This window comes from Bradyrhizobium sp. URHA0013 (assembly GCF_000518345.1).
Classification (GTDB): domain Bacteria; phylum Pseudomonadota; class Alphaproteobacteria; order Rhizobiales; family Xanthobacteraceae; genus Bradyrhizobium.
In genome coordinates this window covers 1,129,141-1,152,604 of record NZ_JADK01000003.1, presented here as the reverse complement: position 1 = coordinate 1,152,604, position 23,464 = coordinate 1,129,141, and the positions used below count along the sequence as shown (strand labels likewise).

General features: G+C 65.2%; 19 protein-coding genes. 6 read left to right on the top strand and 13 right to left on the bottom strand.

Features of this window, described 5'->3' with window-relative positions; genetic code table 11:
• Positions 1-154: 154 nt before the first annotated feature.
• The 4 genes from N551_RS0105595 to murJ all read right to left on the bottom strand — a co-directional run bounded on the left by N551_RS0105595 (position 155) and on the right by murJ (position 4,176).
• Positions 155-724, bottom strand: coding sequence for a NifU family protein (locus N551_RS0105595; RefSeq protein WP_027566120.1), 570 nt, complete (start codon positions 722-724; stop codon positions 155-157).
• Positions 725-897: 173 nt separating this feature from the next.
• A complete protein-coding gene (locus N551_RS0105590) occupies positions 898-1,392 on the bottom strand; it encodes a universal stress protein (RefSeq protein ID WP_007598307.1) in 495 nt (164 codons plus the stop codon).
• Between the two features lie 107 nt (positions 1,393-1,499).
• A complete protein-coding gene (gene trpS / locus N551_RS0105585) occupies positions 1,500-2,552 on the bottom strand; it encodes a tryptophan--tRNA ligase (RefSeq protein ID WP_027566119.1) in 1,053 nt (350 codons plus the stop codon).
• A gap of 73 nt (positions 2,553-2,625) precedes the next feature.
• On the bottom strand, positions 2,626-4,176 hold the full coding sequence (gene murJ, locus N551_RS0105580; protein WP_027566118.1) for a murein biosynthesis integral membrane protein MurJ: 1,551 nt from the start codon (positions 4,174-4,176) through the stop codon (positions 2,626-2,628).
• 125 nt (positions 4,177-4,301) lie between these two features.
• Here murJ and N551_RS0105575 point away from each other — a divergent pair, with 125 nt between their 5' ends.
• A complete protein-coding gene (locus N551_RS0105575) occupies positions 4,302-5,303 on the top strand; it encodes an adenosine kinase (protein ID WP_027566117.1) in 1,002 nt (333 codons plus the stop codon).
• A 149-nt stretch (positions 5,304-5,452) separates the two neighbouring features.
• On the opposite strand, the gene N551_RS0105570 is transcribed toward N551_RS0105575, so the two are convergent.
• Positions 5,453-7,147 carry an AMP-binding protein gene (locus tag N551_RS0105570; protein ID WP_027566116.1) on the bottom strand — a complete coding sequence of 565 codons (1,695 nt, stop codon included), beginning with the start codon at positions 7,145-7,147 and terminating at the stop codon, positions 5,453-5,455.
• Positions 7,148-7,227: 80 nt separating this feature from the next.
• On the bottom strand, positions 7,228-8,421 hold the full coding sequence (locus N551_RS0105565) for a serine hydrolase (protein ID WP_027566115.1): 1,194 nt from the start codon (positions 8,419-8,421) through the stop codon (positions 7,228-7,230).
• A gap of 347 nt (positions 8,422-8,768) precedes the next feature.
• Here N551_RS0105565 and N551_RS0105560 point away from each other — a divergent pair, with 347 nt between their 5' ends.
• Positions 8,769-9,089, top strand: a complete 321-nt coding sequence (locus tag N551_RS0105560; protein ID WP_027566114.1) for a hypothetical protein — start codon at positions 8,769-8,771, stop codon at positions 9,087-9,089.
• A gap of 122 nt (positions 9,090-9,211) precedes the next feature.
• Positions 9,212-10,705, top strand: a complete 1,494-nt coding sequence (locus N551_RS0105555) for an NAD-dependent succinate-semialdehyde dehydrogenase (RefSeq protein WP_027566113.1) — start codon at positions 9,212-9,214, stop codon at positions 10,703-10,705.
• Positions 10,706-10,824: 119 nt separating this feature from the next.
• On the opposite strand, the gene N551_RS0105550 is transcribed toward N551_RS0105555, so the two are convergent.
• The 3 genes from N551_RS0105550 to N551_RS0105540 all read right to left on the bottom strand — a co-directional run bounded on the left by N551_RS0105550 (position 10,825) and on the right by N551_RS0105540 (position 15,245).
• Complete coding sequence (locus N551_RS0105550) at positions 10,825-13,041, bottom strand: SLC26A/SulP transporter family protein (RefSeq protein ID WP_027566112.1); 2,217 nt, start codon at positions 13,039-13,041, stop codon at positions 10,825-10,827.
• A gap of 294 nt (positions 13,042-13,335) precedes the next feature.
• Positions 13,336-14,250, bottom strand: coding sequence for a phosphoribosylaminoimidazolesuccinocarboxamide synthase (locus tag N551_RS0105545; protein ID WP_027566111.1), 915 nt, complete (start codon positions 14,248-14,250; stop codon positions 13,336-13,338).
• A 77-nt stretch (positions 14,251-14,327) separates the two neighbouring features.
• Positions 14,328-15,245: a pirin family protein gene (locus tag N551_RS0105540; RefSeq protein ID WP_027566110.1), complete on the bottom strand. Its 918-nt coding sequence runs from the start codon at positions 15,243-15,245 to the stop codon at positions 14,328-14,330.
• Positions 15,246-15,520: 275 nt separating this feature from the next.
• Between N551_RS0105540 and N551_RS0105530 the strand changes: the two genes are divergently transcribed.
• Together N551_RS0105530 and N551_RS0105525 are read left to right on the top strand one after the other, a co-directional pair.
• Entirely contained in the window at positions 15,521-16,582 is a 1,062-nt protein-coding gene (locus N551_RS0105530; RefSeq protein WP_027566109.1) for a helix-turn-helix domain-containing protein, read from the top strand.
• Positions 16,583-16,726: 144 nt separating this feature from the next.
• On the top strand, positions 16,727-18,154 hold the full coding sequence (locus N551_RS0105525) for a serine hydrolase (protein WP_027566108.1): 1,428 nt from the start codon (positions 16,727-16,729) through the stop codon (positions 18,152-18,154).
• Positions 18,155-18,159: 5 nt separating this feature from the next.
• On the opposite strand, the gene N551_RS0105520 is transcribed toward N551_RS0105525, so the two are convergent.
• Positions 18,160-19,527, bottom strand: a complete 1,368-nt coding sequence (locus tag N551_RS0105520) for an MmgE/PrpD family protein (RefSeq protein WP_027566107.1) — start codon at positions 19,525-19,527, stop codon at positions 18,160-18,162.
• Between the two features lie 124 nt (positions 19,528-19,651).
• Here N551_RS0105520 and N551_RS0105515 point away from each other — a divergent pair, with 124 nt between their 5' ends.
• Positions 19,652-20,767, top strand: a complete 1,116-nt coding sequence (locus tag N551_RS0105515) for an aromatic acid exporter family protein (RefSeq protein WP_027566106.1) — start codon at positions 19,652-19,654, stop codon at positions 20,765-20,767.
• 1 nt (position 20,768) lies between these two features.
• Here N551_RS0105515 and N551_RS0105510 read toward each other — a convergent pair whose 3' ends face one another.
• Genes N551_RS0105510 through N551_RS0105500 form a run of 3 tightly spaced genes read right to left on the bottom strand, consistent with a single transcriptional unit; the run spans position 20,769 to position 23,295 of the window.
• Complete coding sequence (locus N551_RS0105510) at positions 20,769-21,419, bottom strand: 2-hydroxychromene-2-carboxylate isomerase (RefSeq protein WP_027566105.1); 651 nt, start codon at positions 21,417-21,419, stop codon at positions 20,769-20,771.
• Positions 21,416-21,904: a DUF2867 domain-containing protein gene (locus N551_RS0105505; protein WP_027566104.1), complete on the bottom strand. Its 489-nt coding sequence runs from the start codon at positions 21,902-21,904 to the stop codon at positions 21,416-21,418. The genes N551_RS0105510 and N551_RS0105505 overlap by 4 nt, the downstream gene beginning before the upstream one ends.
• On the bottom strand, positions 21,901-23,295 hold the full coding sequence (locus N551_RS0105500) for an MATE family efflux transporter (protein ID WP_027566103.1): 1,395 nt from the start codon (positions 23,293-23,295) through the stop codon (positions 21,901-21,903). Before N551_RS0105500 ends, N551_RS0105505 begins: the two co-directional genes overlap by 4 nt.
• Positions 23,296-23,464 lie beyond the last annotated feature (169 nt).

Here is a 23,464-nt window from a genome sequence, read left to right as displayed (position 1 = left end):
CAATCGCATGATGCCCAATGTTCTTGCCATCATGGCCGGGCTTGTCCCGGCCATCCACGCCTTTGCGCTACAACAACGTGAATACCGCGTGCCCGGTCAGACCTCGTCGGACATGGTGGGCACGCTCGCTTTTGGCCGCCCTAAGGCAGCTCGCTTACATCGGCCGGACTTCGACCACGTCGGGGACGAAGTGCTTGAGCAGGTTCTGGATGCCGTGCTGGAGCGTCGCGGTCGACGACGGGCAGCCGGCGCAGGAGCCCTTCATGTTGAGATAGACGATACCATCCTTGAAGCCGCGGAAAGTGATGTCGCCGCCGTCATTGGCGACCGCGGGCCGCACGCGGGTCTCGATCAGATCCTTGATCATGTCGACCGTCTCGGCATCGGCCTCGTCGAAGAATTCGTCCTCGTCGTCGAGATCGGAATCGCTCGCGGCGGCACCGTCGGCGAGCAGCGGCGCGCCGGACATGTAGTGCTCCATGATGGCGCCGAGGATCGCGGGCTTGAGCTGCTGCCATTCACCGTCCGCCTTGGTCACGGTGATGAAGTCCGATCCGTAGAACACGCCGGTGACGCCGGGGACCTTGAACAGCTTTTCGGCAAGCGGCGAGCGTGCGGCCGATTCGCGGCTCGCAAATTCCATCGGACCGCCGTCGACCACGGCGCGGCCGGGAATGAACTTCAGCGTGGCGGGATTGGGGGTGGCTTCGGTTTGAATGAACATGGTTTTCTCCAGACGTCGCCGGTTCAAGGCCGGCGCGTGCTCTATCCACTAGCAGATGGCGACGGCGAACGCACGGTCAAGAGGTAAGTTCGCCGTTCACCTGTTAAATCAGCGGGTTAGGGCGCCCGCTTATCCCTCTCCCGGCCAACGAGGCGAGGCGAAAGAGCAGCCGTCTAGGACAGCGAATCCACGCTCTGGTCGCTCAGCGCGCCGGAAATGACCGTCACCGGCACCGGGAACGTGCCCAGCGCGTGCGCGAGCAGCGAGACCAATGGCCCCGGGCCTTCCGCGCCGGGATTCGCGGCGAGCACCAGCATGGCGATGTCGGGGTCCTCGTCGATCACCGCCAGCAGCTGTTCCATTGCGGCGCCTTCGCGGATCACCCGTTCCGGCGTGATCGCGGCGATGCCGTTGGCGCGGCCGGCGGCACGGTCGAGCGCGGCTTCTGCCGCCTCCTGCGCCTCGGCGCGCATGATGTCCGCAACTCCAAGCCATTCCTGGCTCTGCTGCTCAGGCTCGATGATGCGGAGCATCACCACGCCGCCGCCGGCCCGGATCGCCCAGCGGCTGGCGTAATAGACCGCGCGATCCCATTCGGCGGTGTCGTCGACGATGACGAGGCATTTGGGCTTGTGACCCGGCTCGAAGCAAAGTCGCTTGCTGGTCATGCATGTCCCGGAATGTGCACGGCTGACATGCTGCCACACTCCGTCGTGCTTGGGGAGAGCAGAAGCAGCCGGCGCCGTGACGTCGGCCGCGGTTTCGCGAACGCGCCTCAGCGCCGGCGAATGAAGCCGACGATGTCCTTCGAGAGCTTCATGGTCTCGTCGGCGATCGCACGCGCGCGGTCGGCGCCGTCGTTCAGGATCGCGTCGATATGGCCGGGGTCGGCGACGAGGCGCTTCATCTCGCCGGCGATCGGCGCGAGTTTGGTGACACACAAATCCACCAGCGCGTTCTTGAAGCTGGAGAACTGGCCGCCGCCGAAATCCCTGAGCACGTCAGCCTTGGAGCGGCCGGAGAGCGCGGCGAAGATGCCGACGAGATTGTCGGCCTCGGGGCGCGCTTCCAGACCCTTCTCTTCGGTCGGCAGCGGCTCCGGGTCGGTCTTGGCCTTGCGCACCTTCTGCGCGATGGTGTCGGCGTCGTCGGTCAGATTGATGCGCGAATTATCCGAGGCGTCCGACTTCGACATCTTCTTGGTGCCGTCGCGCAAGCTCATGACGCGCGTCGCCGGGCCCGTGATCAAGGGTTCCGGCAGCGGGAAGAACAGGCCGTCATTGGCGCCCTGGCTGCGGATCGAGTCAGCGAAGTCATTGTTGAACTTCTGCGCAATGTCGCGCGACAGCTCGAGATGCTGCTTCTGGTCCTCGCCGACCGGCACGTGGGTGGCGCGGTAGAGCAGAATGTCGGCCGCCATCAGCACGGGATAGTCGAACAGACCGACGGACGCGTTCTCGCGGTCCTTGCCGGCTTTCTCCTTGAACTGGGTCATGCGACCAAGCCAGCCCATGCGCGCGACGCAGTTGAAGATCCAGGCGAGCTCGGCGTGGCCCGAGACCTGGCTCTGGTTGAACACGATGTGCTTGCTCGGATCGATGCCGCTGGCGATGAACGCCGCGGTGACCTCGCGGGTGTTGCGCGCGAGCTCGACCGGTCCACCCCAGACGTCCACGCTCTGCGTGATCGCGTGCATGTCGACGACGCAATAGATGCAGTTGTGGGTTTCCTGCATCTTCACGAAGTTGACGATCGCGCCGAGATAATTGCCGAGGTGCAGATTGCCCGTCGGCTGGACGCCCGAAAAAACCCGTTCAACGAATGCCATGGCAGCTTCCCTGCAAGATACGGGGCGTCGTTTCCAACAGCGGCGCTGCCCCGTCAAGGGAATTTCGCTAAACTCAGGCGCCGGGATCGGGCTGGGCGGGGCGCTTCAAGGCACCGGCGGCCTCGCGCCAGGACGCGACGCCGAGGATTTGCAGAAGCAAGCCATAGACGATGATTCCGGCGGCGATCTGTGAGCCCAGCGCAATGAAGCGGATGAACCCATGGGCCTGTGCAGGCAAGAGACCCGCGGTCAGCCACAGCAGGCCGCCCATGGCGAGCGCGGCGAGCACGATTCGCGGCAGCCGGTTGCGGGCGGCGGCATCGACCGAGAAGCCGAATTCACGCGTGCCTTTCCGGAGCAGCGAGATCGCACTGCTCCAGGCGCCGGCGGCAATGCTGGCGGCGATCCCGCTCGCGCCGAAAAAGTGACCGAGCAGGATCGCGAGTACGACCGCGACCAGGAACCCTTTCGCGGTCGCCAGCAGCGGCGTCATCGTGTCGCTGCGGGCAAAATAGGCCGGGGACAGCGCCTTGATCAGCACATGTGCCGGCAGTCCCAGCGCCAGCCACACCAGTGCATGCGCCGTGGCCGCGCTGTCCTCCGCGCCAAAGGCGCCGTGTTCAAACAGCAGCCGCACGATCGGCTCGGCCAGCACGATCAGGCCGAGCGTCGCCGGCAATGCCAGCCCGGTCGCGAGTTCCAGCGCACGCGATTCCGCATAGGCAACCGCGTCGCGGTCACCGCTCCTCACCGCGCGCGTCAGCTCCGGCACCAGCACCGTGCCCATGGCGACCCCGACAATACCGAGCGGCAGCTCGATCAGGCGGTTGGCGAAATAGAGCCAGGAGACCGCGGCGGGCGTGGCGGAGGCGATGATCGCGCCGGCAACCATCAGCCATTGCGGGCCGGAGCTCGCGATCATGCCCGGGATCGCCTTGGCGAAGAAGCCGCGCATGTCCTTGTCGAAGCTCACGCGCAACGGTGTCGCCAGACGCGCGCTTCGCTGCGACAGCAGCATCAGGAGCTGTAACAGGCCGGCGATGCCGACGGTGGCCGCCAGCATCCACGCGGCGACGGTTGGATCGGCGTGCCCCAGCAGGAGTGCCGTGATCGCGGCGATCAGGGCGATGTTGAACAGCAGCGGCGAGAACGCGGTGAGTGCAAAGCGCCCCTGCGCGTTGAGCAGGCCCATCAGCACCGTGACGGGTCCCGCGAAGGCGAGATAAGGCAGCATCAGCCGCGCATTCTGGACGGCGAGATCGAGCGATGCGCTTCCGACGAAGCCCGGCGCGATAATCATGACGATCAGCGGCATCAGAAGTGCAATCGCGATCGAGCTCGCGATCAGGCCCGCGCTGACCGTACCCAGCACGCGTCCCGCGAACGCCGACGCAGCTGCCTCGCCTTCGCGGTCACGAACGCGCAGCCAGGCCGGGATCAACGCCGCATTCAGGGCGCCCTCGCTGAGCAGGCGCCGCACCACATTGACGAGCTGAAATGCCGCCAGAAACGCGTCCGCCACGGCGCCGGTGCCGAGCAGCGCCGCGATCAGGGAATCGCGTGCGAAGCCCAGCAGCCGTGAAGCCAGTGTCCCCGTCGAGACGGTCAGGAAGGAGCGGATCATCGGAACTGCATAATACCGTTGCTTGCCCGCGAAGGGCCGGTCGTGATAGGCCGCGAGCCAGATTTCAGACCGACAGGAAGCGGATTTCCGCGGGTATCGCAATCCGCCAAACAGGATCAAGGTGAATGGCTGACGTGAAATATGACGTTCTCGGCATCGGCAACGCGCTGTTCGACGTGTTGGTCAAGACCGACGAAGCCTTTCTGGGCAAGCACGGCATGACCAAGGGCAGCATGTCCCTGATCGACGAGGCGCGGGCCGCCGCCATCTACAAGGACATGGGCCCGGCGACGGAAGTTTCCGGCGGTTCGGCTGCCAACACCATCGTCGGCATCGGCAGCCTCGGGGCGCGCGCCGCCTATGTCGGCAAGGTCAAGGACGACCAGATCGGGAAGCTCTACGTCCACGACATCCGCGCGGCCGGCGTCGCCTTCAACACGCCCGCAGCGAAGGACGGCCCTGCCACCGGCTGCTCCTACATCCTGGTGACCGATGACGGCGAGCGCACCATGAACACCTATCTCGGTGCCGCACAGGATTTGTCGCCCGCCGACATCGACCCGGCTGAGATCGCAGCGGCCGGCATCGTCTACCTCGAGGGCTATCTCTGGGACCCCAAGAACGCCAAGGACGCCTTCGTCAAGGCGGCCAAGATCGCCCATGATGCCAAGCGCAAGGTGGCGCTGACGTTGTCGGATTCCTTCTGCGTCGATCGTTATCGCGACGAGTTCCTGGGGCTGATGCGCAACGGCACCGTCGATATCGTGTTCGCCAACGAGTCCGAGTTGCATTCGCTCTACCAGACCTCCGATTTCGACACCGCACTCAAGCAGTTGCGCAACGACGTCAATCTCGGCGTGGTGACCCGCAGCGAAAAGGGCTGCGTGGTGGTGACGCCAACTGATGCAGTCGCAGCGCCGGCGTCTCCGATCGCGAAACTCGTGGACACCACCGGCGCCGGCGACCTCTTCGCTGCCGGCTTCCTGTATGGCCTGGCGCGCAACCTGTCCCACAAGCAGTGCGGCGAGCTCGGCGCGCTCGCAGCCGCCGAAGTGATCCAGCACATCGGCGCGCGTCCGCAGGTGTCGCTGAAGGAACTCGCAGGGCAGCGCGGCCTGACCGTGTAACGCGGTCTCTCTCCCCGTCATTACGAGCGGCACTCTCCGCTGTCGTCACCCGGCTTGACCGGGTGACCCAGTATTCCAGAGCCGTTAGTGGGCTACGGAGAAGCCGCGGCGTACTGGATGCCCCGCCTTCGCGGGGAATGACAGGCAACCTACGCAGTCTTCGCGGCCTTCAGCCCAAGCCGTTGCTCCACCTGGTCGCGCATCAGGAATTTCTGGATCTTTCCGGTCACGGTCATCGGAAACTCGTCGACGAATTCCACGTAACGCGGAATCTTGTTGTGGGCGATCTGGCCGTCGCAGAAGGCGCGCACCTCTTCCAGCGTCAGCGTCTCGCCGGACCTGACGCGGATCCAGGCGCAGAGTTCCTCGCCGTAGCGGGTATCGGCAACGCCAAAGATCTGCACATCCTGGATCTTGGGATGGCGGTACAGAAATTCCTCGATCTCGCGGGGATAGAGGTTCTCGCCGCCGCGGATCACCATGTCCTTGATGCGGCCGACGATGTTGCAATAACCCTGGTCGTCGATGACGGCGATGTCGCCGGTATGCATCCAGCCGTTGGCGTCGAGCACATCGGCGGTCTTCTCCGTTTCCTCCCAATAGCCCAGCATCACGCTGTAGCCGCGGGTGCAGAGCTCGCCCCGTTCGCCGCGTTTGACGATTCTGCCGTCGAGATCGACGGCCTTGACCTCGACATGCGGATGGATTCGCCCGACCGTCGAGACGCGGCGATCGAGCGGATCGTCGACGGCGCTCTGGAAGCTGACCGGGCTCGTCTCCGTCATGCCATAGGCGATCGTGACCTCGCCCATGTTCATCTCGCTGTTGACGCGCTTCATCACTTCGATCGGGCAGGGTGCACCGGCCATGATGCCGGTGCGCAGCGACTTCAGATTGAAATTTGAGAATTCACCGTGGTCGAGTTCGGCGATGAACATCGTCGGCACACCGTATAGCGCGGTGCATTTTTCCTGCTCGATCGTTCGCAGCGTCGCGAGCGGATCAAACCCCTCGCCGGGATAGACCATCGTCGTGCCGAGCGTGACGGAGGCGAGGTTGCCCATCACCATCCCGAAGCAATGATAGAGCGGCACCGGAATGCAGATGCGGTCCTGTTCGGTGAGGCGCATGGCGCGGCCGACGAAATAGCCGTTGTTGAGAATGTTGTGATGGGTCAGCGTCACGCCCTTGGGCGATCCCGTCGTTCCGCTGGTGAACTGGATGTTGACGGCATCGTCGAATTGCAGGGAGGCACCGAGCGCGGCGAGCTGCTCGCGGTGCAAGGGTCCGCCCATGACGGCGGCCTCCTCGAACGGAATCGTGCCCGGACAGGCGGGGCCGCCGATCTGGATCACGATGCGCAAGGCCGGTAGCCGCGCGGCGCGCAATTGCCCGGGCTTGGCGGTCGCAAGCTCGGGCAACAGCGTGTTGAGCATGTCCATGTAGTTGCTGGTCTTGAACGCCGTCGCGGTGACGATGGCGCTGCATGCGACCTTGTGCAGCGCGAATTCCAGTTCGCTCAGCCGGTAAGCCGGATTAATCGTCACCAGGATGAGGCCGGCCTTGGCGGCGGCGAATTGGGTCAGCGTCCATTCCGGCCGGTTCAGCGACCAGATGCCGATCCGTTCGCCGCGTTCGAGGCCGAGCGCGACAAAGCCGGCGGCGAGCGCGTCGACCCGCTCGGCAAACTCCTTCCATGTCCATCTCACGCCGTGGCTGGGCGATACCAGCGCCTCGCGATCGCCCCAGCGCCGCGCGGCCTGATCGAGGCTGCGCCCGATGGTGTCGCCGAGCAGCGGCGTGTCGGAGATGCCGCAAACGTAACTGTCGGCCTTGTCTGCCAAGATCGTGTCCTCCAGTCAGGTGCGTGGACGGCCGGGACAACAAGCCCGGCCGTGACGCCTCGTGAGAGTCAGGCGGCGCCTTACGCCGCCTTCTGCCCGCTGCCGGCATCGAGCCCGGCATAGACGCCGCGCTCGAAGCCGGCAAAAGCCTCGAGACACTTTGCGTCGGCGAACGGCAGCAGCTGCATCAGGATCACGCCGGTGACGTCGCGCGCCGGGTCGATCCAGTAGTAGGTGTTGGCGAGGCCGGCCCAGGCGAGGCTGCCCGCGCTACGCCCCTCGGCGGTCTTGGCGGTGTTGATCATGAAGCTGAGGCCCCACTTCTTCACCTGCTCGGGATAGAGATCGACGTCATTGGTGTACATCGGCGCCGCCGTGGTCATCTTGCCCATGGCGAGATCGCCGATGTGATTCTGCCCCATCGTCGCGATGGTCTCGGCCTTCAGCACCTGATTGCCGTTGCCGCGGCCCTTGTTCAGGATCATCTGGGTAAACCTGATATAGTCGGCCGCGGTCGAATAAAGGCCGCCGCCGCCCATGTGGAATTCCGGCTCCTGCTCGAGCTCGAACGGGATCGCGGCGAGCTTGCCGTCCTCGCCGCGCGCATGCATGCCGACCAGGCGCTTGCGCATGTCGCCGGTGATCTTGAAGGCGGTGTCGCTCATGCCAAGCGGTGCGAACAGATTGTCGCGCAGATAGGCATCGAGGCGCTTGCCGCTGGCGGCTTCCACGGCCTTGCCGACGAAATCGATATTGGTGCCGTATTCCCAGCGCGTGCCGGGGTCGGTCATGATAGGCGTCTTCAATGCCGCGTTCTGGCAGGTGGTGATGGCGGGGATGCCGTTCTTGTCCAGATAGACCGCGAGATCGCCGTTCCACATGTTGTAGCAGAAGCCTGCCGTGTGGGTCATGAGCTGGCGCAGCGTGATCGGCCCCTTGGCCGGCCGCAGCTTGGCTTCGCCCTTGGCGTCAAAGCCTTCGAGCACCTGCGGCTTGGCGAGATCGGGCAACACCTCGCCGATCGGTGCATCCAGCGACAGCTTGCCCTGCTCGACGAGCTGCATCGCGCCCGCTGATGTCACCGCCTTCGTCATCGATGCGATCCAGAACACGCTGTCGGCGGTCATCGCATCCGGCTTGGACAGGTCGCGTTTGCCGAACGCGCCCTGATACAGCACGTCGGTACCGCTGGCGGCGATGGCGACGACGCCGGGAATTTCCCCGGCCTCGCTCTTCTGGCGCAGAATCTGGTCGATCTCAGCTTTGCCTTGCATCCGCGTTTCCTCCGGTTTGATTATTGTTGGAAGCGATCGATTGTCCTCCCGCGTGCGCCGCGCGGCAAGCGCATCCGCGTACCTGCCGCGGTCGCGATGTCGTGACTTGACGGTCGGCTCCCCGCGCACGACGACAAGGCGCTGAACTGCAATACCCCGTCACAATCTGCGGTGGATGGCCGCAACCAGCTGTGACCGTGGATGGCTGCTGGCGCTATGTTTCGACTGTTTTGACGCACTTGAAACATTTTGTGAGCTGCGGCGTTCAGCTCTCGGCCGATCGACGGCCAACGTTAAGACTTGATGCAAATTTAGCGGCCGCCCACCGGCCGCGAGGGGGACCTCAGATGATTTCGACCTGGAGCGAATGGAAGCGCTATCCCCGTCCCGGACGGGGCGAGAATCTTGAGGCGCCGATCTCGCCCGGCATCTACGAGGTTCGCATCGCCGGCACCGGCGCGCTCTATTCATTTGGCGCGGTCGACAATCTGGCGCAGGCGCTGGCGCTACTGCCGGTCGGTTCAAAGTCCTGGTTCGGCCGCCGCAACGCGTCCGACGTCCCTGATCTCGAATATCGGACCTGCGCGACCTCCTCGAAGGCCGACGCCAAGGCCGCCGCCGAGCGCATGATCGGGCGGCGCGAGACCTATCTGAGCGGCGCGGCGTAAGTCCGCCGCTCCGAGCCTGGCTCCCAGCAGATGTGCGTTGCGGGACGGTGCATTGCGCGCCGCTTCTCCCTATATTCCGGCCGAACCGGAACAGCCCGCAAAAGCCCCGCAGGAGCAACGCCATGACCCCGACCGCCGCCGCACGTGCTCAGCACGCCACGTCCAATCTGCGCGACCGGTTGAAGGACCCGTCGCTTCTGAAGGAGGCTTGCTACATCGATGGCGCCTGGGTCGGCTCGCCGGTCTTCGCCGTCAACAATCCCGCGACCGGCGTCGAGCTCGCAAAGGTTCCGCAGCTTTCGGCCGATGACGCCACCAGGGCGGTCGAGGCCGCCGAGCGCGCCTTTCCGGGCTGGGCCAAGCACACCGCCAAGCAGCGCTCCAATATCTTGCGCAAATGGTTCGAGCTGATCATCGCCAACCGCGAGGACCTCGCGCTGATCCTCACCTCCGAGCAGGGCAAGCCGCTTGCCGAAGCCCTCGGCGAAGTCGACATCGGCGGCGCCTATGTCGAATTTTTCGCCGAGGAGGCCCGCCGCGTCTATGGCGAGACGATTCCGACGCAGCGGCCGGATGCGCGCTTGCTCGCGATCAAGCAGCCGATCGGGGTCTGTGGCGCAATCACGCCGTGGAATTTCCCGAACTCGATGATCACGCGAAAGGTTTCGCCGGCGCTTGCGGCCGGGTGCACCGTGGTGCTGAAGCCCGCCAATGAAACGCCGCTGTCGGCGCTGGCGCTGGCCGCGCTCGCGGAGAAGGCCGGCGTGCCCAAGGGCGTGTTCAACATCATCACCGGCGATGCAGCGCCGATCGGCAAGGTGCTGTGCGAGCATCCGGCCGTGCGTTTCGTCGGCTTCACCGGCTCGACCGCGGTCGGCAAGATTCTCTACCGGCAGGCCTCCGTCGGAGTGAAGCGGCTCGGGCTCGAGCTCGGCGGCAACGCGCCGTTCGTGGTGTTCGACGACGCCGATATCGATGCGGCGGTCGAAGGCGCGATCGTCTCGAAATACCGCAACATGGGCCAGACCTGCGTCTGCGCCAACCGCATCTATGCCCAGGACAAGATCTACGACGAGTTCGTGCAGAAGCTGTCGAAGAAGGTCGCGGCGATGAAGATCGGCGACGGCACGGAAACCGGCGTCACGCAGGGCCCGTTGATCAATTTGAAAGCGGTCGACAAGGTCGAGCGCCACATTGCGGACGCCGTCAAGCGTGGTGCCAAGGTCGTCACCGGCGGCAAGCGCAGCGAGCTCGGGCGCTCGTTCTTCGAGCCGACGGTGCTTTCCGACGTCAGGCCGGACTCGCTGGTGGCACAGGAGGAAACCTTCGGCCCGCTCGCGCCGGTGATCCGCTTCAAGGACGAAGCCGACGTCATCGCGATGTGCAACGCTTCGCCGTTCGGTTTGGCGTCGTACTTCTACTCCCGCGATCTCGGCCGCGTCTGGCGAGTCGCCGAGGCGCTGGAGTCGGGCATGGTCGGCGTCAACACCGGCCTGATCACCACCGAAGTCGCACCCTTCGGCGGCGTCAAGGAGAGCGGCCTCGGCCGCGAAGGCTCGCATCACGGCATGGAAGAATATGTCGAGATCAAATACGTGATGATGGCGGGGGTTTAGGTCGCCGTCATTCCTCCACGTCATTGCGAGCGAAGCGAAGCAATCCAGAATCTTTCCACCGAGACAGTCTGGATTGCTTCGTCGCAATAGCTCCTCGCAATGACGAAGCTACGCGCCAATCAACGTCGCAACACCGCGATCGTGCGGTTCGCAAAGGTCAGCCGCTCCGCCATCACAGACACGAAATAGGTCAGCAGCTTGTGGCTGAGTGCGGGATCCTCGGTCTTGATGGCGTCGAATTGGTGCGTGTTCAGCACGTAGAGCACGCTGTCGACCTCGGCCTGGATGGTGGCGCTGCGCGGTGTCTGTGATACCAGCCCCATCTCGCCGATCGTGGTGTAACGGCCGAGGCTGCGCACGCGCGTGCTGCGGTCGTCGTCGGCCGGGATCATGATGCCGACGCGGCCGTCGAGGATGAAATGCATGGAATCGGCGGGGTCGCCGGCTTGCACGATGACCTCGCCGGCTTCGACCTCGATGCGCTGGCAGCGGCGGATCAGCTCGTCGGCGCCGTCCTCGCTGCCGAGCATGCGCGTGAACCAGTCGCGCAGGCTGGCTTCTTCCTGCGCCAGCTCCTGATGCTGCGAGATGAGCTCGTTCTCGCACCATTCCAGCGCGCGATCGAGCTCGGGGATGATGGTGACGCCCTCGCCGACGAAGTCGCTGGAGCGCAGCACCTTCTCGGCCGTGGCCGACAGATGCACCAGGATCAGCTCGACGCCGAGTTCGCCGGCGCTGCGCTTGATCTGGGCAAAGCTATAGGCGGCCGATGAATCGACGCCAGTGACGAGCTTGAAGTCGAACAGCAGATAGCGGCATTCGGGGCGTTCCTGCAGCAGCTGCTTGACGTGCTGATAGAGCCGGTTGGCGGAGCCGAAGAACAGATAGCTCTGGAGATTGAGGCCGCGGATCTTGCCGCCATGGGCCAGCAGCACCTCCTGGTCGTCGCGCGAGCGATCGAGCGAGGAGCGGTACTCCGAGCCGTCGAAACTGTATTTGATCGACTCGACCCGCGCGGCGCTGAACGCAAAGGTCGTGCAGCCGATGATGACGCCGATCAGGATGCCCGGCACGAAACCCCAGGCGACGATGATCGCGATGATGGCGATCAGCGAGAGATATTCCAGCTTCGACAGCCGCTTGCGCGACTCGATGATCCATTTGTGCAACTGGTCGGCGCCGAGATAGAGCAACAGGCCGCCGAGCACGAATTTGGGGATGAAGCCGAGCAGCTCGGGTGCGACGGCGAGCACCAGCAGCGACAGCGCTGCGGCCGTGAGGCCGGACAGGCGCCCGCGGCCGCCGCTGGAGAAATTAAGCATCGAACGGCTGGTCGAGCTGCAGCCGGGGTAGCCGCCCAGCATGCCGGTCAGGATATTGGCGGCGCCGGTGACGTTCAGCTCACACTCCAGGTTGGCTTCGCGATGCGTGGCCACCTCGATGCCGGTGGTGTTGAACAGCGTGCTGGAGGCGGTGACGAAGATGACCGCGACGACGTTGCCGAGCAGGTCCGGTATGGCAAACCAGGGATAGCGGGCGAGATCGTCGGTGTGCCAGGGCAGCACGAAGACCGCTTGCGGTGGGGACTGAAAGGTCCAGCCCAATGTGTGCGCCTCATCGGAGGAGACGCCGGTGATCCAGAACGCCAGATGCGCGGTGAGCACGCCGCCGACCAGGATGATCGGCAGTCCGAACGGGCTGCGCGAGCGGTGCCAGGTGAGATACAGCACCAGCGCCATCGCGCAGGCGGCACCGAGCTCCAGCAGGATGGTGCGGTTGGCGAAGTGCGACAGTGTCGCCAGTTGCAGCGGGTGGTCGGTGATCACCCGGACCGCACCCATGACGATGAGAAGTCCGGTTGCGCCCAGGAAGCCGCCGACCACCGGATAAGGCACGTAGCGGATGGCGCGGCCAAGCCGCGTCAGGCCCAGCCCACACAGCACCAATCCCGTCAGCATCGTCGACAGGCCGAGCGTGATCAGGATTGGTGACAGCAACGGCGCCGACAGGTGCGCCGTCTCGATGCGTTCGACCACCGAGGCTGCCAGGATACCCGTCACCGCGGCGGTCGAGCTGTCAGGGGCTGCAATCGCGAAGGGCAGGGAGCTGCCGAGCCCGACGACGGCCGCAAGCACCGCGGAGCTGACGAAAGTTGCCGTGATGCCGTAGGACAGATAGGGCGACAGCGGCCCCGCGAAGATCAGGAGCGAGTAGGACAGTCCGAACGTGACGGTCAGGACGCTGGCGGCGCTCCCGCCTAATATATCAGTCAGCGCACGCTTGAGGGCCGGAGTGAGCCCGGCCGACGGAGTGAAGCCAATTGCTGGATCTGTCACGCCGTAACACTCGCTCGTGAATATTTCCCTCCGAGAGGTAGACGACTGCGAGGCTAGTGCAACAGGATTCTTGCAAGCCGGATGGAAGAAACCGAAGCGCCCGCCATTCGTCGTCGTCCTGGCGAAAGCCAGGACCCATTACCCCAGGGAGCAGTTTGGCGAAGTTTGCGCATTCGGGATTTGCACCGAACGCACGCGATAAACCTCGCGGTATGGGTCCTGGCTTTCGCCAGGACGACGCAGGGGAGGCATCGAGCCGGCCGGCAATGACGGAGCGAGAGGTGCCGAGTGGGGCTAGATCTTCAAATCCTGCCCCGTCACGCGGCGATATGCTTCCAGATACCGCTTGCTGGTCGCGTCCACCACGCTTGCGGGTAAAGGCGGCGGCGGGGCGTCGCCATTCCAGCGGCCGGCGCGGCGCTCGACGTCGAGATAGTCGCGCAAGGGCTGCTTGTCGAAGCTCGCCTGCGGCTGGCCCGGCTTGTAGGCGTCGACGGCCCAGAAACGCGAGGAGTCCGGCGTCATGACTTCGTCGATCAGGATGATGCGGCCGTTCTTGTCGCGGCCGAATTCGAACTTGGTGTCGGCGATGATGATGCCCTGCTCGCGGGCGAGCTCCTCGCCGAGCGTGTAGATCGCGCGCGTCATGCTCTCGAGCGTGTAAGCCGTCTCGTCGCCGACGACCTGGCGCATCTTCGCGATGGTGATGTTCTCATCATGGCCGGTCTCGGCCTTGGTCGCGGGGCTGAAGATCGAAGGCTCCAGCTTCTCGCTCTCGACCAGACCTGCTTTCAGCTTCTCGCCGGCCAGTGTGCCGCTGGCTGCATATTCCTTCCAGGCCGAGCCCGAGAGGTAGCCGCGGATGACGCATTCGATCGGAAACACCGTGGTGCGGCGGCAGAGCATGGCGCGGCCGAGAATTTCGGCGCGATGCGGCTTCAAGGCCGGCACGGCGGCGATGATCTCGTCGGTGTCGGCGCTGATCATGTGATGCGGCACCACGCCTTCAAGCTCGTTGAACCAGAACGCGCTGATTTGCGTCAGCACCGCGCCCTTCATCGGAATGGTCTCGCCCATCACAACGTCGAAGGCGCTGATGCGGTCGGTGGTGACGAGCAGCAGGCGGTCGTCGTCGACGGCGTAGATATCGCGCACCTTGCCGCGCCCGATCTTGGGCAGCGGCAGGTCGCTGGAGAGCATGGTGGTCATCGGCAGAACTTTCGGAGCAAGGCCTTGCGACAGGACATCCGGCCGCGCCTGATCGCGCGACCGGAAACCGGGATAGCCTATTCCGGCAGCGGAATGAACTCATGTTCCTGCGGAACCGCAGCGAAGCGGCCGGTTTTCCAGTCCTGCTTGGCCTGCTCGATCCGCTCCTTGCTGGAGGAGACGAAATTCCACCAGATGTGGCGCGGGCCCTCCAGCGCGTCGCCGCCCAGAAACATCATCCGCGTGGCTTTGAGCGCCTTCACCGTGATGCGGTCGCCCGGACGGAAGATCAGGAGCCGCGGCCCCTCGTAGCGCTCGTTCGCGATCTCGACCTCGCCGTCGACCACGTAGATGGCGCGCTCCTCGTGATCGGGGTCGAGCGGCACGGTCGCGCCCGCGGCCGCCGTGACCTCAGTGTAGAACCAGGGCGACACCATCGAAACAGGGGAAGTGACGCCGAAGGCCGAGCCCGCGATCACCTTTGCGGTGAAGTCGCGCTCGGCGACCATCGGCAGGTCACCCGCGCCATAGTGCTGGAACGAAGGCGCGATTTCTTCCGATCCTGCCGGCAGCGCGATCCAGCTTTGCAGGCCCAGCATCTTCTGCCCCGAGGCGCGTTGTACGTCCGGCGTGCGCTCGGAATGCGCGATGCCGCGGCCGGCCGTCATCAAATTCATCGCGCCGGGCTGGATCTCCTGGATGTTGCCCTCGCTGTCGCGATGCATGATCGCGCCGTCGAACAGATAGGTGACGGTAGCAAGCCCGATATGCGGGTGCGGCCGCACGTCCATGCCCTTGCCTGAGACGAATTGCACCGGCCCGAAATGGTCGAAGAAGATGAAGGGTCCGACCATCTGCCGCTTGCCGTGCGGCAACGCGCGGCGTACCGCGAAGCCGTCGCCGAGATCGCGCGTGCGCGGCACGATGACGAGATCGAGCGCATCGCAGGACATGGGATCGCCGAGCACGGGATCGTTCGAGGGTTGCCAGCTCATGGTGGACTCCTTTTGGTTTCTTCGAGCTAAATCGTAGCAGGATTTTGTGCGGCCGTCGCGGCTAAGCCTGGACCACATACTCCGCCGTCATCGCCCGCGAAAGCGGGCGATCCAGTACGCCGCGGCCTATCGATTCAATCATGACCGTCTCGGAGTACTGGATCGTCCGGTCGAGCCGGACGATGACAGTGTGCGCGGCGAGCGATGGTCCTTGAAAAAACAGGCGCAACGAAGGATGTTCGGCTGATGTCAACCGCGACCCATTGCATCACCCGATGACCCTTGCCGCAACCGAACTCGCCTTTCGCGCCGCTTCTGTGGCGCTGCTGCTGGTGTTGGCAGCGTCATTGCTCTCGGATTTCCCCAATGTGCTGGCAGCGCGGCTCGGTGCGGCCTTTGCGCTCGGCTCGGCCGCGCATGCTGTGAGCTATTCTGTCGGAACATCATCGCTGGTCCCGGCTTGGCATACGCCGCTGATCGCGGTGTCGACCGGCAATATCGTGGTGTTCTGGCTGTTCACGCGCGCGCTGTTCGACGACGAGTTTCGCCTGCGCCGGTGGCACGGATTGACCTGGGCGTTGGTGGCAGCCTTCAGCTTCGTCAGCTGTCTCTGGCTCGCACCTGGCGGACATGTCCGGGTCGCCGTCACCGCGGTGAACCTGATTGTGCTCGGCTTCATTGCGCTCGCGATCGTGCAGACAATCGGCTCATGGTCAGCCGATCTGGTCGAGCGCCGCCGCCGTGTTCGCGTCTTCATCGTCTGTGCCGCCGCGCTCTATGGCGGATTGAACGCGCTGCTCCAGATCCTTGTCGGCGGCAGTGACGTCGGCGATGTCGCCAACACCGTCAATACAGGCGTGCTCGCCGGCATCGTCGCGGCCATCGCCTATGCGATGATGCGGGTCGATGGCGCCGACCTGTTTCCAGCCGCCGCGGAGGCTGCGCCCGCGATCGCGGCGAGCCAGCCTGTCGGCGAGGATGCCGCCGACCAAAAGCTGATCGACGCCATGATGCGGCTGATGGCGGACGAACGGATCTATCGCCAGGAGAACATCAGCATCGGCGTGCTGGCGGGCCGGCTGAAGATTCCCGAATACCGGCTGCGCCGGCTGATTAACCAGCGACTCGGCTACCGCAATTTCAATGTGTTCCTGAACAACCACCGGATCGAGGAGGCCAAGGCCGCGCTGGCCGATCCCGCCCAGGCCGAGGTCCCCGTCATCACCATCGCGATGGATTCCGGCTTCCAGTCGCTCGGCCCGTTCAACCGCGCCTTCAAGGCCGTGACCGGCGTAACGCCGACGGAGTACCGGCGGCTCAAGGTCAATGCCGTCTAAGCTTTAGTGTACTGAAATATTTAGGTTATTTTGGAATCGGCGAGCGTCTCGCGGTTTCGGCTAGGCCGCTTTCCAACTCCGGCGAGCAGGCATCGCGTGAATGCCGCTTCGTCTCCGGCACACGCCTCAAGCCGGAGCAAGCCCGTGACCCGCTGCCGCAAGATCGTCCTTCTCACCACCACCATCGCCCTTGTCGGCTTCGCGCTCGGCGCGGTTCGCGCCCATGACGTGCCCAAGGTCGCCACCGGCTTCATCGCCGACGTGCTCTGCTCGGAGACGTTTGTCTCGGGCCTCGATGTCAGGCGTAATTTGACCGAGACCGCCGATGCGATGCCGGGTGCCGGTCTGCTCACCTGGGCGATGGACTATCAGGTAGATCGCATGCGCAAGGACGTCACGGTGACGCTGTTCGGCATCGGCCGCAGCCACGCCGTCTATCGCGAGGGACTCGGCTGCACGCTTGAGCACGGCGGAGGGATCACCGACGTCACGTTGCCGCCGGACGACAGGCAGCCGGCGTTGCTGCCCGAGATCGCCGGCCCCGCGGTCGTGTCGCCACAGAGCCCGGAGCTGTCAGCCGCGCTCGGCCGCGCCTTTGCCGAGCCGCCATCGCCGCCATTCCGCCGCACCCGCGCAATCGTCGTCATGAAGTCGGGCCGTATCATCGCGGAGCGCTATGCGGACGGCATCGGACCGGAGACGCCGCTGCTCGGCTTCTCCATGACGAAGTCCGTGATCTCGGCTCTCACCGGGATCCTCGTGCGTCAGGGCAGACTGAAACTCGACGGGACCGCACCGGTCGACGCCTGGGCAAATCCGGACGATCCGCGTCACGCCATCACCGTCGATCAATTGCTGCGCCACACCGCGGGCCTGGCGCTCGGCAGCTCGCTTCAGGCCTCGCTCGGCTCCGCGTTCGAGCCGGTCAATCGCATGAAATTCACCGAAGACGACATGGCCGCCTATGCCGCGAGCATGCCGCTTGCGACCGCGCCGGGCACCGTGTGGAATTATCACGATGGCAACACCATCATGCTCGCGCATCTGATCCGGAACGCTGCGGGCGGCAATCCGGCGGATGCGCTTGCCTTCGCGCGCCGCGAATTGTTCGCGCCGCTCGGCATGCGCCACGTCACGCTCCAGCTCGACGGTGCCGGCACGATCAAGGGGTCGAGCGAGATGCTCGCATCCGCGCGCGACTGGGCGCGCTTCGGCCAGCTCTATCTCAAAGACGGCGTCGCCGGCGGCAGGCGCATCCTGCCCGAGGGCTGGGTGAATTACTCGGCGTCGGCGACGCCCAATGCATGGGTCGGCATCGGCGCCGGCTTCTGGACCAACCAGGGCGACAGCTTTGGCGCGAAATTCCGCGTCGAGCACGGCTGGCCGCGCGACACCTTTTTCGCCAAGGGCACGATCGGGCAATACACGATTGTGATTCCGTCGGAGCGTCTGGTGATCGTGCGGATGGGCCGCTCGCCGAACTGGCCGCCGGAAGCGGATGGCGTGTTCGATCTGGTGCGGGATGTCGTGGCAGCAGCGCGCGACAAAGGGAAAGTCGCGGGGGTGGATTAGGAGCTTTACCTTCCCAGCTCGGTCGCCTTCGCCACGCGATCGAACCGCTCCAGCGTCATGATCGCGTCCGCGAATTTCTCCGCGCGCGCATTCAGCACCGGACGGGCCAGCGTCAAGAACTTCTGCTGCATCGCCTGCGCGTCGGGGAAGGAGGTCGGCTCTCCCGAGGGATCGGCATACAGCCGCTCATGCACGCCGTCGTCCGTTGTGATGCTCACGCGGGCGCCGAAGGGGTGGGTGCGGCCGACTTCGAGCCGATCGTCCTGCACCACGTCGAACTTATCGGCGAGCGCGTCGATGGCGGCGTCGCCGAGGCGGGTGTAGTCGTCCCAGCCAAATGAGCCCTGGTCGAGCGCGAGCGCGCCGGTGAAGAACATCGAGAACTGGCCGCCGACGATCGAGGTCGGGTGCCGCTTGGTCGCGGCGTCGCCGGTGAGCGTGATGCCGTTGCGATGCAGGCCGATCTCGACGCGCTTGACCTGGTCGGGCGTCAGATTGTGCTCGCGCCGCATCGCGATCAGTGCGTCGATCGCGGCATGGGTATAGCGGCAGCTCGGATACGGTTTGACGCCGATCTTCATGGTCTCGTAGGTCTTGCCGAGCTCGGCGACCGCTTTGTCGGGATGCGCATCGTCGGTGTAGCCGGCGAGCAGGCCGTGCTTGCCCTCGACCGATTCCGTCGCGCCGACGAAATCGTTGCGCGCCAGCGTCGCGGCGATCACGCCGTTCATCGCGGCGGCGCCGACCTGATAGCGCTTGTTCCAGGCGCCATTGACCAGGAATTGCAGCGAGCCCGCGGCCTGGCTGCCGGCGACGCCGAAGGCGGCGATGAGCTGTTGCTCGGAGAGGCCGAACAATTTGCCGGCGGCCGCGGCTGCGCCATAGGTGCCGGCGGTGGCGGTGGGGTGAAAGCCGCGGGCGTAATGCGAGGTCGGGTCGAGTGCGTTGCCAAGCCGGCAGCAGACCTCATAGCCCGCAACGATCGCGGTCAGCACGTCGCGCCCGGAGGCGCCGACCATCTCGCCGATGGCGAAGGCGGCCGGAACCACCGGCGCGCTCGGGTGCAGCGAGGAGTCCGCATGGGTGTCATCGAAGTCGAGGGAATGGCCGAGGGCGCCGTTGAGCAGCGCCGCGACCGCCGGCGTCCAGGTCTTGCTATCGCCGAACACGGTGGATTCGCCCTTGGTGTCGAGCGCGAGCGCCTCCAGCATCTTCAGGATCGAGGGGGTCGATTCCGCTTCGCTGCGGGCCCGGATCGCGCTGCCGAGGAAGTCCAGCGTCAGCACTTTCGCCCGATCCAGCACTTCCGCCGGAATATCCTGGAATTTCAGGTTGGCGACATAGGCGGCGAGCGTTGCGGTTTCGTGAGCCATCGTGTTTCCTCGTTTTGGCGCGCAAGTTAGGCGGGCTGATTTGGCCTTTCAAGCGGCCTGGGGGCCGCGGGCATCAGCTATGCTTTTGGCTGGCTTTACGAGAGTTGGACCGGGATACGCGACCATGGCATTCGCAGGAGAGCTGTTCGACCGGGTCTGGTCGCGAAAGACCCAATTGGGATTGGCGATCCGGGTCACGGTGGCGGCCACCGGCGCCTACGCGCTCGCCACCGCGCTGCATCTCTTGTTACCGCTCTGGGCCGTCCTCACCTCCATCATCGTCACCCAGATGAGCGTCGGGCGCTCGCTGAAGGCGACGCGCGACTACATGCTCGGCACCATCGGCGGCGCGATCTATGGCGGCGCCATCGCGATCCTGATCCCCTATTCCGGTGAACTGGGCCTGCTGGGTCTGCTGGTGCTGGCCGTGGCGCCGCTTGCCTTTGTCGCATCGATCTATCCGAATCTGAGCTCTGCAACGGTGACGGCCGTGATCGTGCTCGTGCTTCCCTCGATGCATCATGCCGATCCCATGGCCTCGGCGATCGATCGCGTCAGCGAAGTTACGGTCGGCGCGGTGACGGGGCTGCTCGTCTCGTTCCTGGTGCTGCCCTCGCGCGCGGTCCGGCAAATCCGCGCCAGCGCGGCAAAACTGCTCGAATTGATCGCAGAGGCCTTCACCGAATTGCTCGCGGGCCTGACGCGCGGCCGGGACAACGACGCGCTGCACCGGATTCAGGACGGTATCGGCACCGCAATGGTCGGCATGAATACCATTGGCGCCGAAGCCGAGCGCGAGCGCTCTGCGCGATTGTCGAGCGGGCCGGACACCGGCCCGTTGTTGCGCACGATCTTGCGGCTGCGCCATGACGTCGTGATGATCGGCCGCTCGACCGTGGTGCCGTTGCCGGCCGAGGTGCAGACACGGCTTGCCGCGCCGCTGACGGAAGTCTCGACGGTGATCGCACGCTTCCTGCGTTCGGCCGCCGCGGCGTTGCGCGAAGGCGCCGGCGCCCCGCCGATCCACCCCGTGCATGTCGCGCTCCAGCATTATGCCGAGGCGGTCGCCGCCGTGCGCCAGGACGGCCTAATCCGGGGCCAGCCCAGCGACACCGCGGAGCGCTTCTTCGCGCTCGGCTTCTCGCTGGAGCAGATGCACCAGAATCTCTGCGATCTCGATCGCGTCGTCGGCGAATGGTCCGAGGCCGCGACCGACAAGCCCGCGCGCGTGGCGGAGTGAGCTAGCGCCGCATCAGGCCCTTGCTCTCCATGCGCCAGACCAGCAAATCGATGCGGTCCTGACCGAAGAACGGCTCGTTGTCGAACGCGAAGGTCGGCACGCCCCAATGGCCGGAGGCGGCGTGGTCCTTCTCGTTCACAGTGATTACCTGCTCGTAGCGATCCGGGTCCGCGGTGATCGCGGCATCCATCGCGACGAGATCGAAGCCGGCCTTGGCGGCGGCGCGCACGAGATGATCGCCTTCGTTCCAGCCCGCCACCGAGCCGTCCCACAGCACGCGGGCGATCGCATCGGTGAATGCGAGCGAGCGTCCTTCGAGCTGCGCCATGGCACCAAGCCGGGTCAGACGGTGGATGTAGGGCTGCTCCGCCGCGACGTCGAACGTGACCTTGTCCTGCACGATCGGATCGGGCCTGGGAAAGCGGAACGGAATGCCCTCGTGCTGCGCGACGCGCGTGCTGTCGAGCACCACATAGCGAATGAAGTTCGGGCTGGCCTTCTTGAAAAACCCGGGCACACGGACTGCGAGCGGATAGACCGGCCGCACATTGACCGCCAGATCGTAGGTTTCGACGAGCTTGAGCGTCTTGGGCAGCGCCAGATAGCTGAACGGACTGCGAAAGGAGTAGAAGAGGTCGATGGAGAGCGTCATCGGGCCGGCTCCGCGAGCCGCCCCATCATGCTCCGGGCCACAAGCTTGTGGAAGGGCGTGATGAGCGCGAGGTAGGCGCGGCCCAGCCGATTGTTGGTCCGCACCAGCGTGGTCAAGGTGACGTGGCGCGGCACCGCTTCGCCGACCACATCGACCACGATGCGGAAATCGAGATGATAATCATTGAAGCCGGCGACCAGCTGCTCGGGCGTTTCACTCAGCACCGGAAACAGGCCGATCAAACCGCCCGGCGCCGGCGCACCCTCGCCCGATGTCTTCAGGCCGAACGGCGTCACCAACACGTTGCGCAGGCGTGTCAGTGCACCGACCCAGCGCGGCCCGTCCAACACCATCCTGGTGCAGGCCTCGCGGGCATTCACCGGTGCCGTGCCGATCTCCACGCGAAAGGCGTCGATGAATTGCGCACCGGCCAGCAGCGCGCCGGTGTCGACATCGGGGGTGACTTCGCGGACGGTCCCGTTCATTCCGTCAGTCTGCGCGTCAGCATCCGGAAGCGCAAGATCAGAAGTCCGGCATAGACGAACGATCCGATCGACAATCCGATCCAGACACCGACCGCGCCGAGATCGGCGTGAAAAGCGAGCCACCAGGCGATGGGAAAGCCCACGCACCAATAGCCGATCGCGGCGAATACCAACGTCATCCTGGTGTCATTGATGCCGCGCAGCGCGCCGCCCATGATGGTCTGGATGGCATCGGCGATGAAGAAGGTCGCGCCGACCAGCAGCAGCTTCGCGGTCAGCTCGACGGTGGCCATGCTCGCCACGTCGCTGCCGAAGAACAGTCGGCCGAGCTGATAGCGGCCGAAGATGATCGCGACGGTCAGGGCCGAGACGAACGCGATCCCGATCACGGCTGCGGCGAGACCTGCGCGCTTCACCGCAAGCGGCTCGCCCCGGCCGAAGGCGTGACCTACCCGCACGGTGGCCGCCATGCCGATGCCGAGCGGGACCATGAACAGCACGGCGGTGACCTGGAGCGCGATCTGATGCGCCGCGAGCGCCGTGGTCGAGATCAATCCCATCAGCAGCGCGGCCGAAGAGAACAGGCCATATTCCAGCAGCAGCGAGAACGAGATCGGCGCGCCGATCGCGATGAGCTTGCGCATCAGGGGCCAGTCGATCCGCCAGAGATGGGCAAGCGGACGATAGTCCGCGAACGGCTTGCGCAGCCCCGCAATGGCGAGCGTGGCGGCGAACGAGCCGAGATTGACCAGCGTGGTCGCAAGCCCCGCGCCGAACAGGCCGAGCTCCGGCAGGCCGAACAGGCCGTGGATCAGGACATAGACCAGCGCGGCATTGACGGGGATCGCCGCGAGCGTGATCCACAGCGGCGCCTGCGGCCGGTTCACCGCGCTCATCATGCTGCGCAGCGCGATGAAGCCGAGCGCCGGCGCGATGCCCCAGGCGAGGCCATTCAGATAGCGCTGGGCGAGCGCGGCCGAGTGCGGCGCCTGACCGAGTGCAACCAGGATGTGCTCGCCATAGAGCGGCGAGGCCATCATCGGCAGCGAGATCAGCAGCGCGACCCACAGGCCGACGCGTAAGGAGCGGCGGATGCGCCTGACATCGCCGGCGCCGAACGCCTGCGCGACCAGCGGTGATACCGCCGCCATCAATCCGAGCCCGAACGTGAAGCTGACGAAATAGACCGTATGCGCCAGTGCCGCTGCTGCCACCGCGCTCTCGCCGAGCCGGCCGATCAGCGCAAGATCGGTCGTGATCATCGCGATCTGCCCGAGTTGCGTCAGCGTCATCGGCACGGCCAGCCGCAGCGTCTCGACGAATTCGTCGGCGAGAGGATTTAGCGGCGCGCCGGCTTGCGGCTGCGAACGAGGCTGGACGGTGTCAAGCATGGCGGGTCAATAGCACGGCCGGGCGACGAAAACATGGCTTGGTCTTCTCCCTCTCCCTTGCGGGAGAGGGTGGCTCGCCGCGTAGCGGCGAGACGGGTGAGGGGTATCTCTCCGCGTACGGCCCTCAAGCAGCAGGACTCGCTGAAGCAACCCCTCATCCGGGGCCATA

Bases quoted from the DNA above. Each gene is read 5' to 3' on its own strand.
- trpS (WP_027566119.1), bottom strand. From the start codon at position 2,552: ATGGCATTCGTTGAACGGGTTTTTTCGGGCGTCCAGCCGACGGGCAAT.
- N551_RS0105595 (WP_027566120.1), bottom strand. From the start codon at position 724: ATGTTCATTCAAACCGAAGCCACCCCCAATCCCGCCACGCTGAAGTTC.
- N551_RS0105520 (WP_027566107.1), bottom strand. From the start codon at position 19,527: ATGGCTCACGAAACCGCAACGCTCGCCGCCTATGTCGCCAACCTGAAA.
- N551_RS0105500 (WP_027566103.1), bottom strand. From the start codon at position 23,295: ATGCTTGACACCGTCCAGCCTCGTTCGCAGCCGCAAGCCGGCGCGCCG.
- N551_RS0105530 (WP_027566109.1), top strand. From the start codon at position 15,521: ATGACCCTTGCCGCAACCGAACTCGCCTTTCGCGCCGCTTCTGTGGCG.
- N551_RS0105545 (WP_027566111.1), bottom strand. From the start codon at position 14,250: ATGACCACCATGCTCTCCAGCGACCTGCCGCTGCCCAAGATCGGGCGC.
- N551_RS0105590 (WP_007598307.1), bottom strand. From the start codon at position 1,392: ATGACCAGCAAGCGACTTTGCTTCGAGCCGGGTCACAAGCCCAAATGC.
- N551_RS0105540 (WP_027566110.1), bottom strand. From the start codon at position 15,245: ATGAGCTGGCAACCCTCGAACGATCCCGTGCTCGGCGATCCCATGTCC.
- N551_RS0105575 (WP_027566117.1), top strand. From the start codon at position 4,302: ATGGCTGACGTGAAATATGACGTTCTCGGCATCGGCAACGCGCTGTTC.
- N551_RS0105505 (WP_027566104.1), bottom strand. From the start codon at position 21,904: ATGAACGGGACCGTCCGCGAAGTCACCCCCGATGTCGACACCGGCGCG.
- murJ (WP_027566118.1), bottom strand. From the start codon at position 4,176: ATGATCCGCTCCTTCCTGACCGTCTCGACGGGGACACTGGCTTCACGG.
- N551_RS0105515 (WP_027566106.1), top strand. From the start codon at position 19,652: ATGGCATTCGCAGGAGAGCTGTTCGACCGGGTCTGGTCGCGAAAGACC.
- N551_RS0105510 (WP_027566105.1), bottom strand. From the start codon at position 21,419: ATGACGCTCTCCATCGACCTCTTCTACTCCTTTCGCAGTCCGTTCAGC.
- N551_RS0105560 (WP_027566114.1), top strand. From the start codon at position 8,769: ATGATTTCGACCTGGAGCGAATGGAAGCGCTATCCCCGTCCCGGACGG.
- N551_RS0105555 (WP_027566113.1), top strand. From the start codon at position 9,212: ATGACCCCGACCGCCGCCGCACGTGCTCAGCACGCCACGTCCAATCTG.
- N551_RS0105565 (WP_027566115.1), bottom strand. From the start codon at position 8,421: ATGCAAGGCAAAGCTGAGATCGACCAGATTCTGCGCCAGAAGAGCGAG.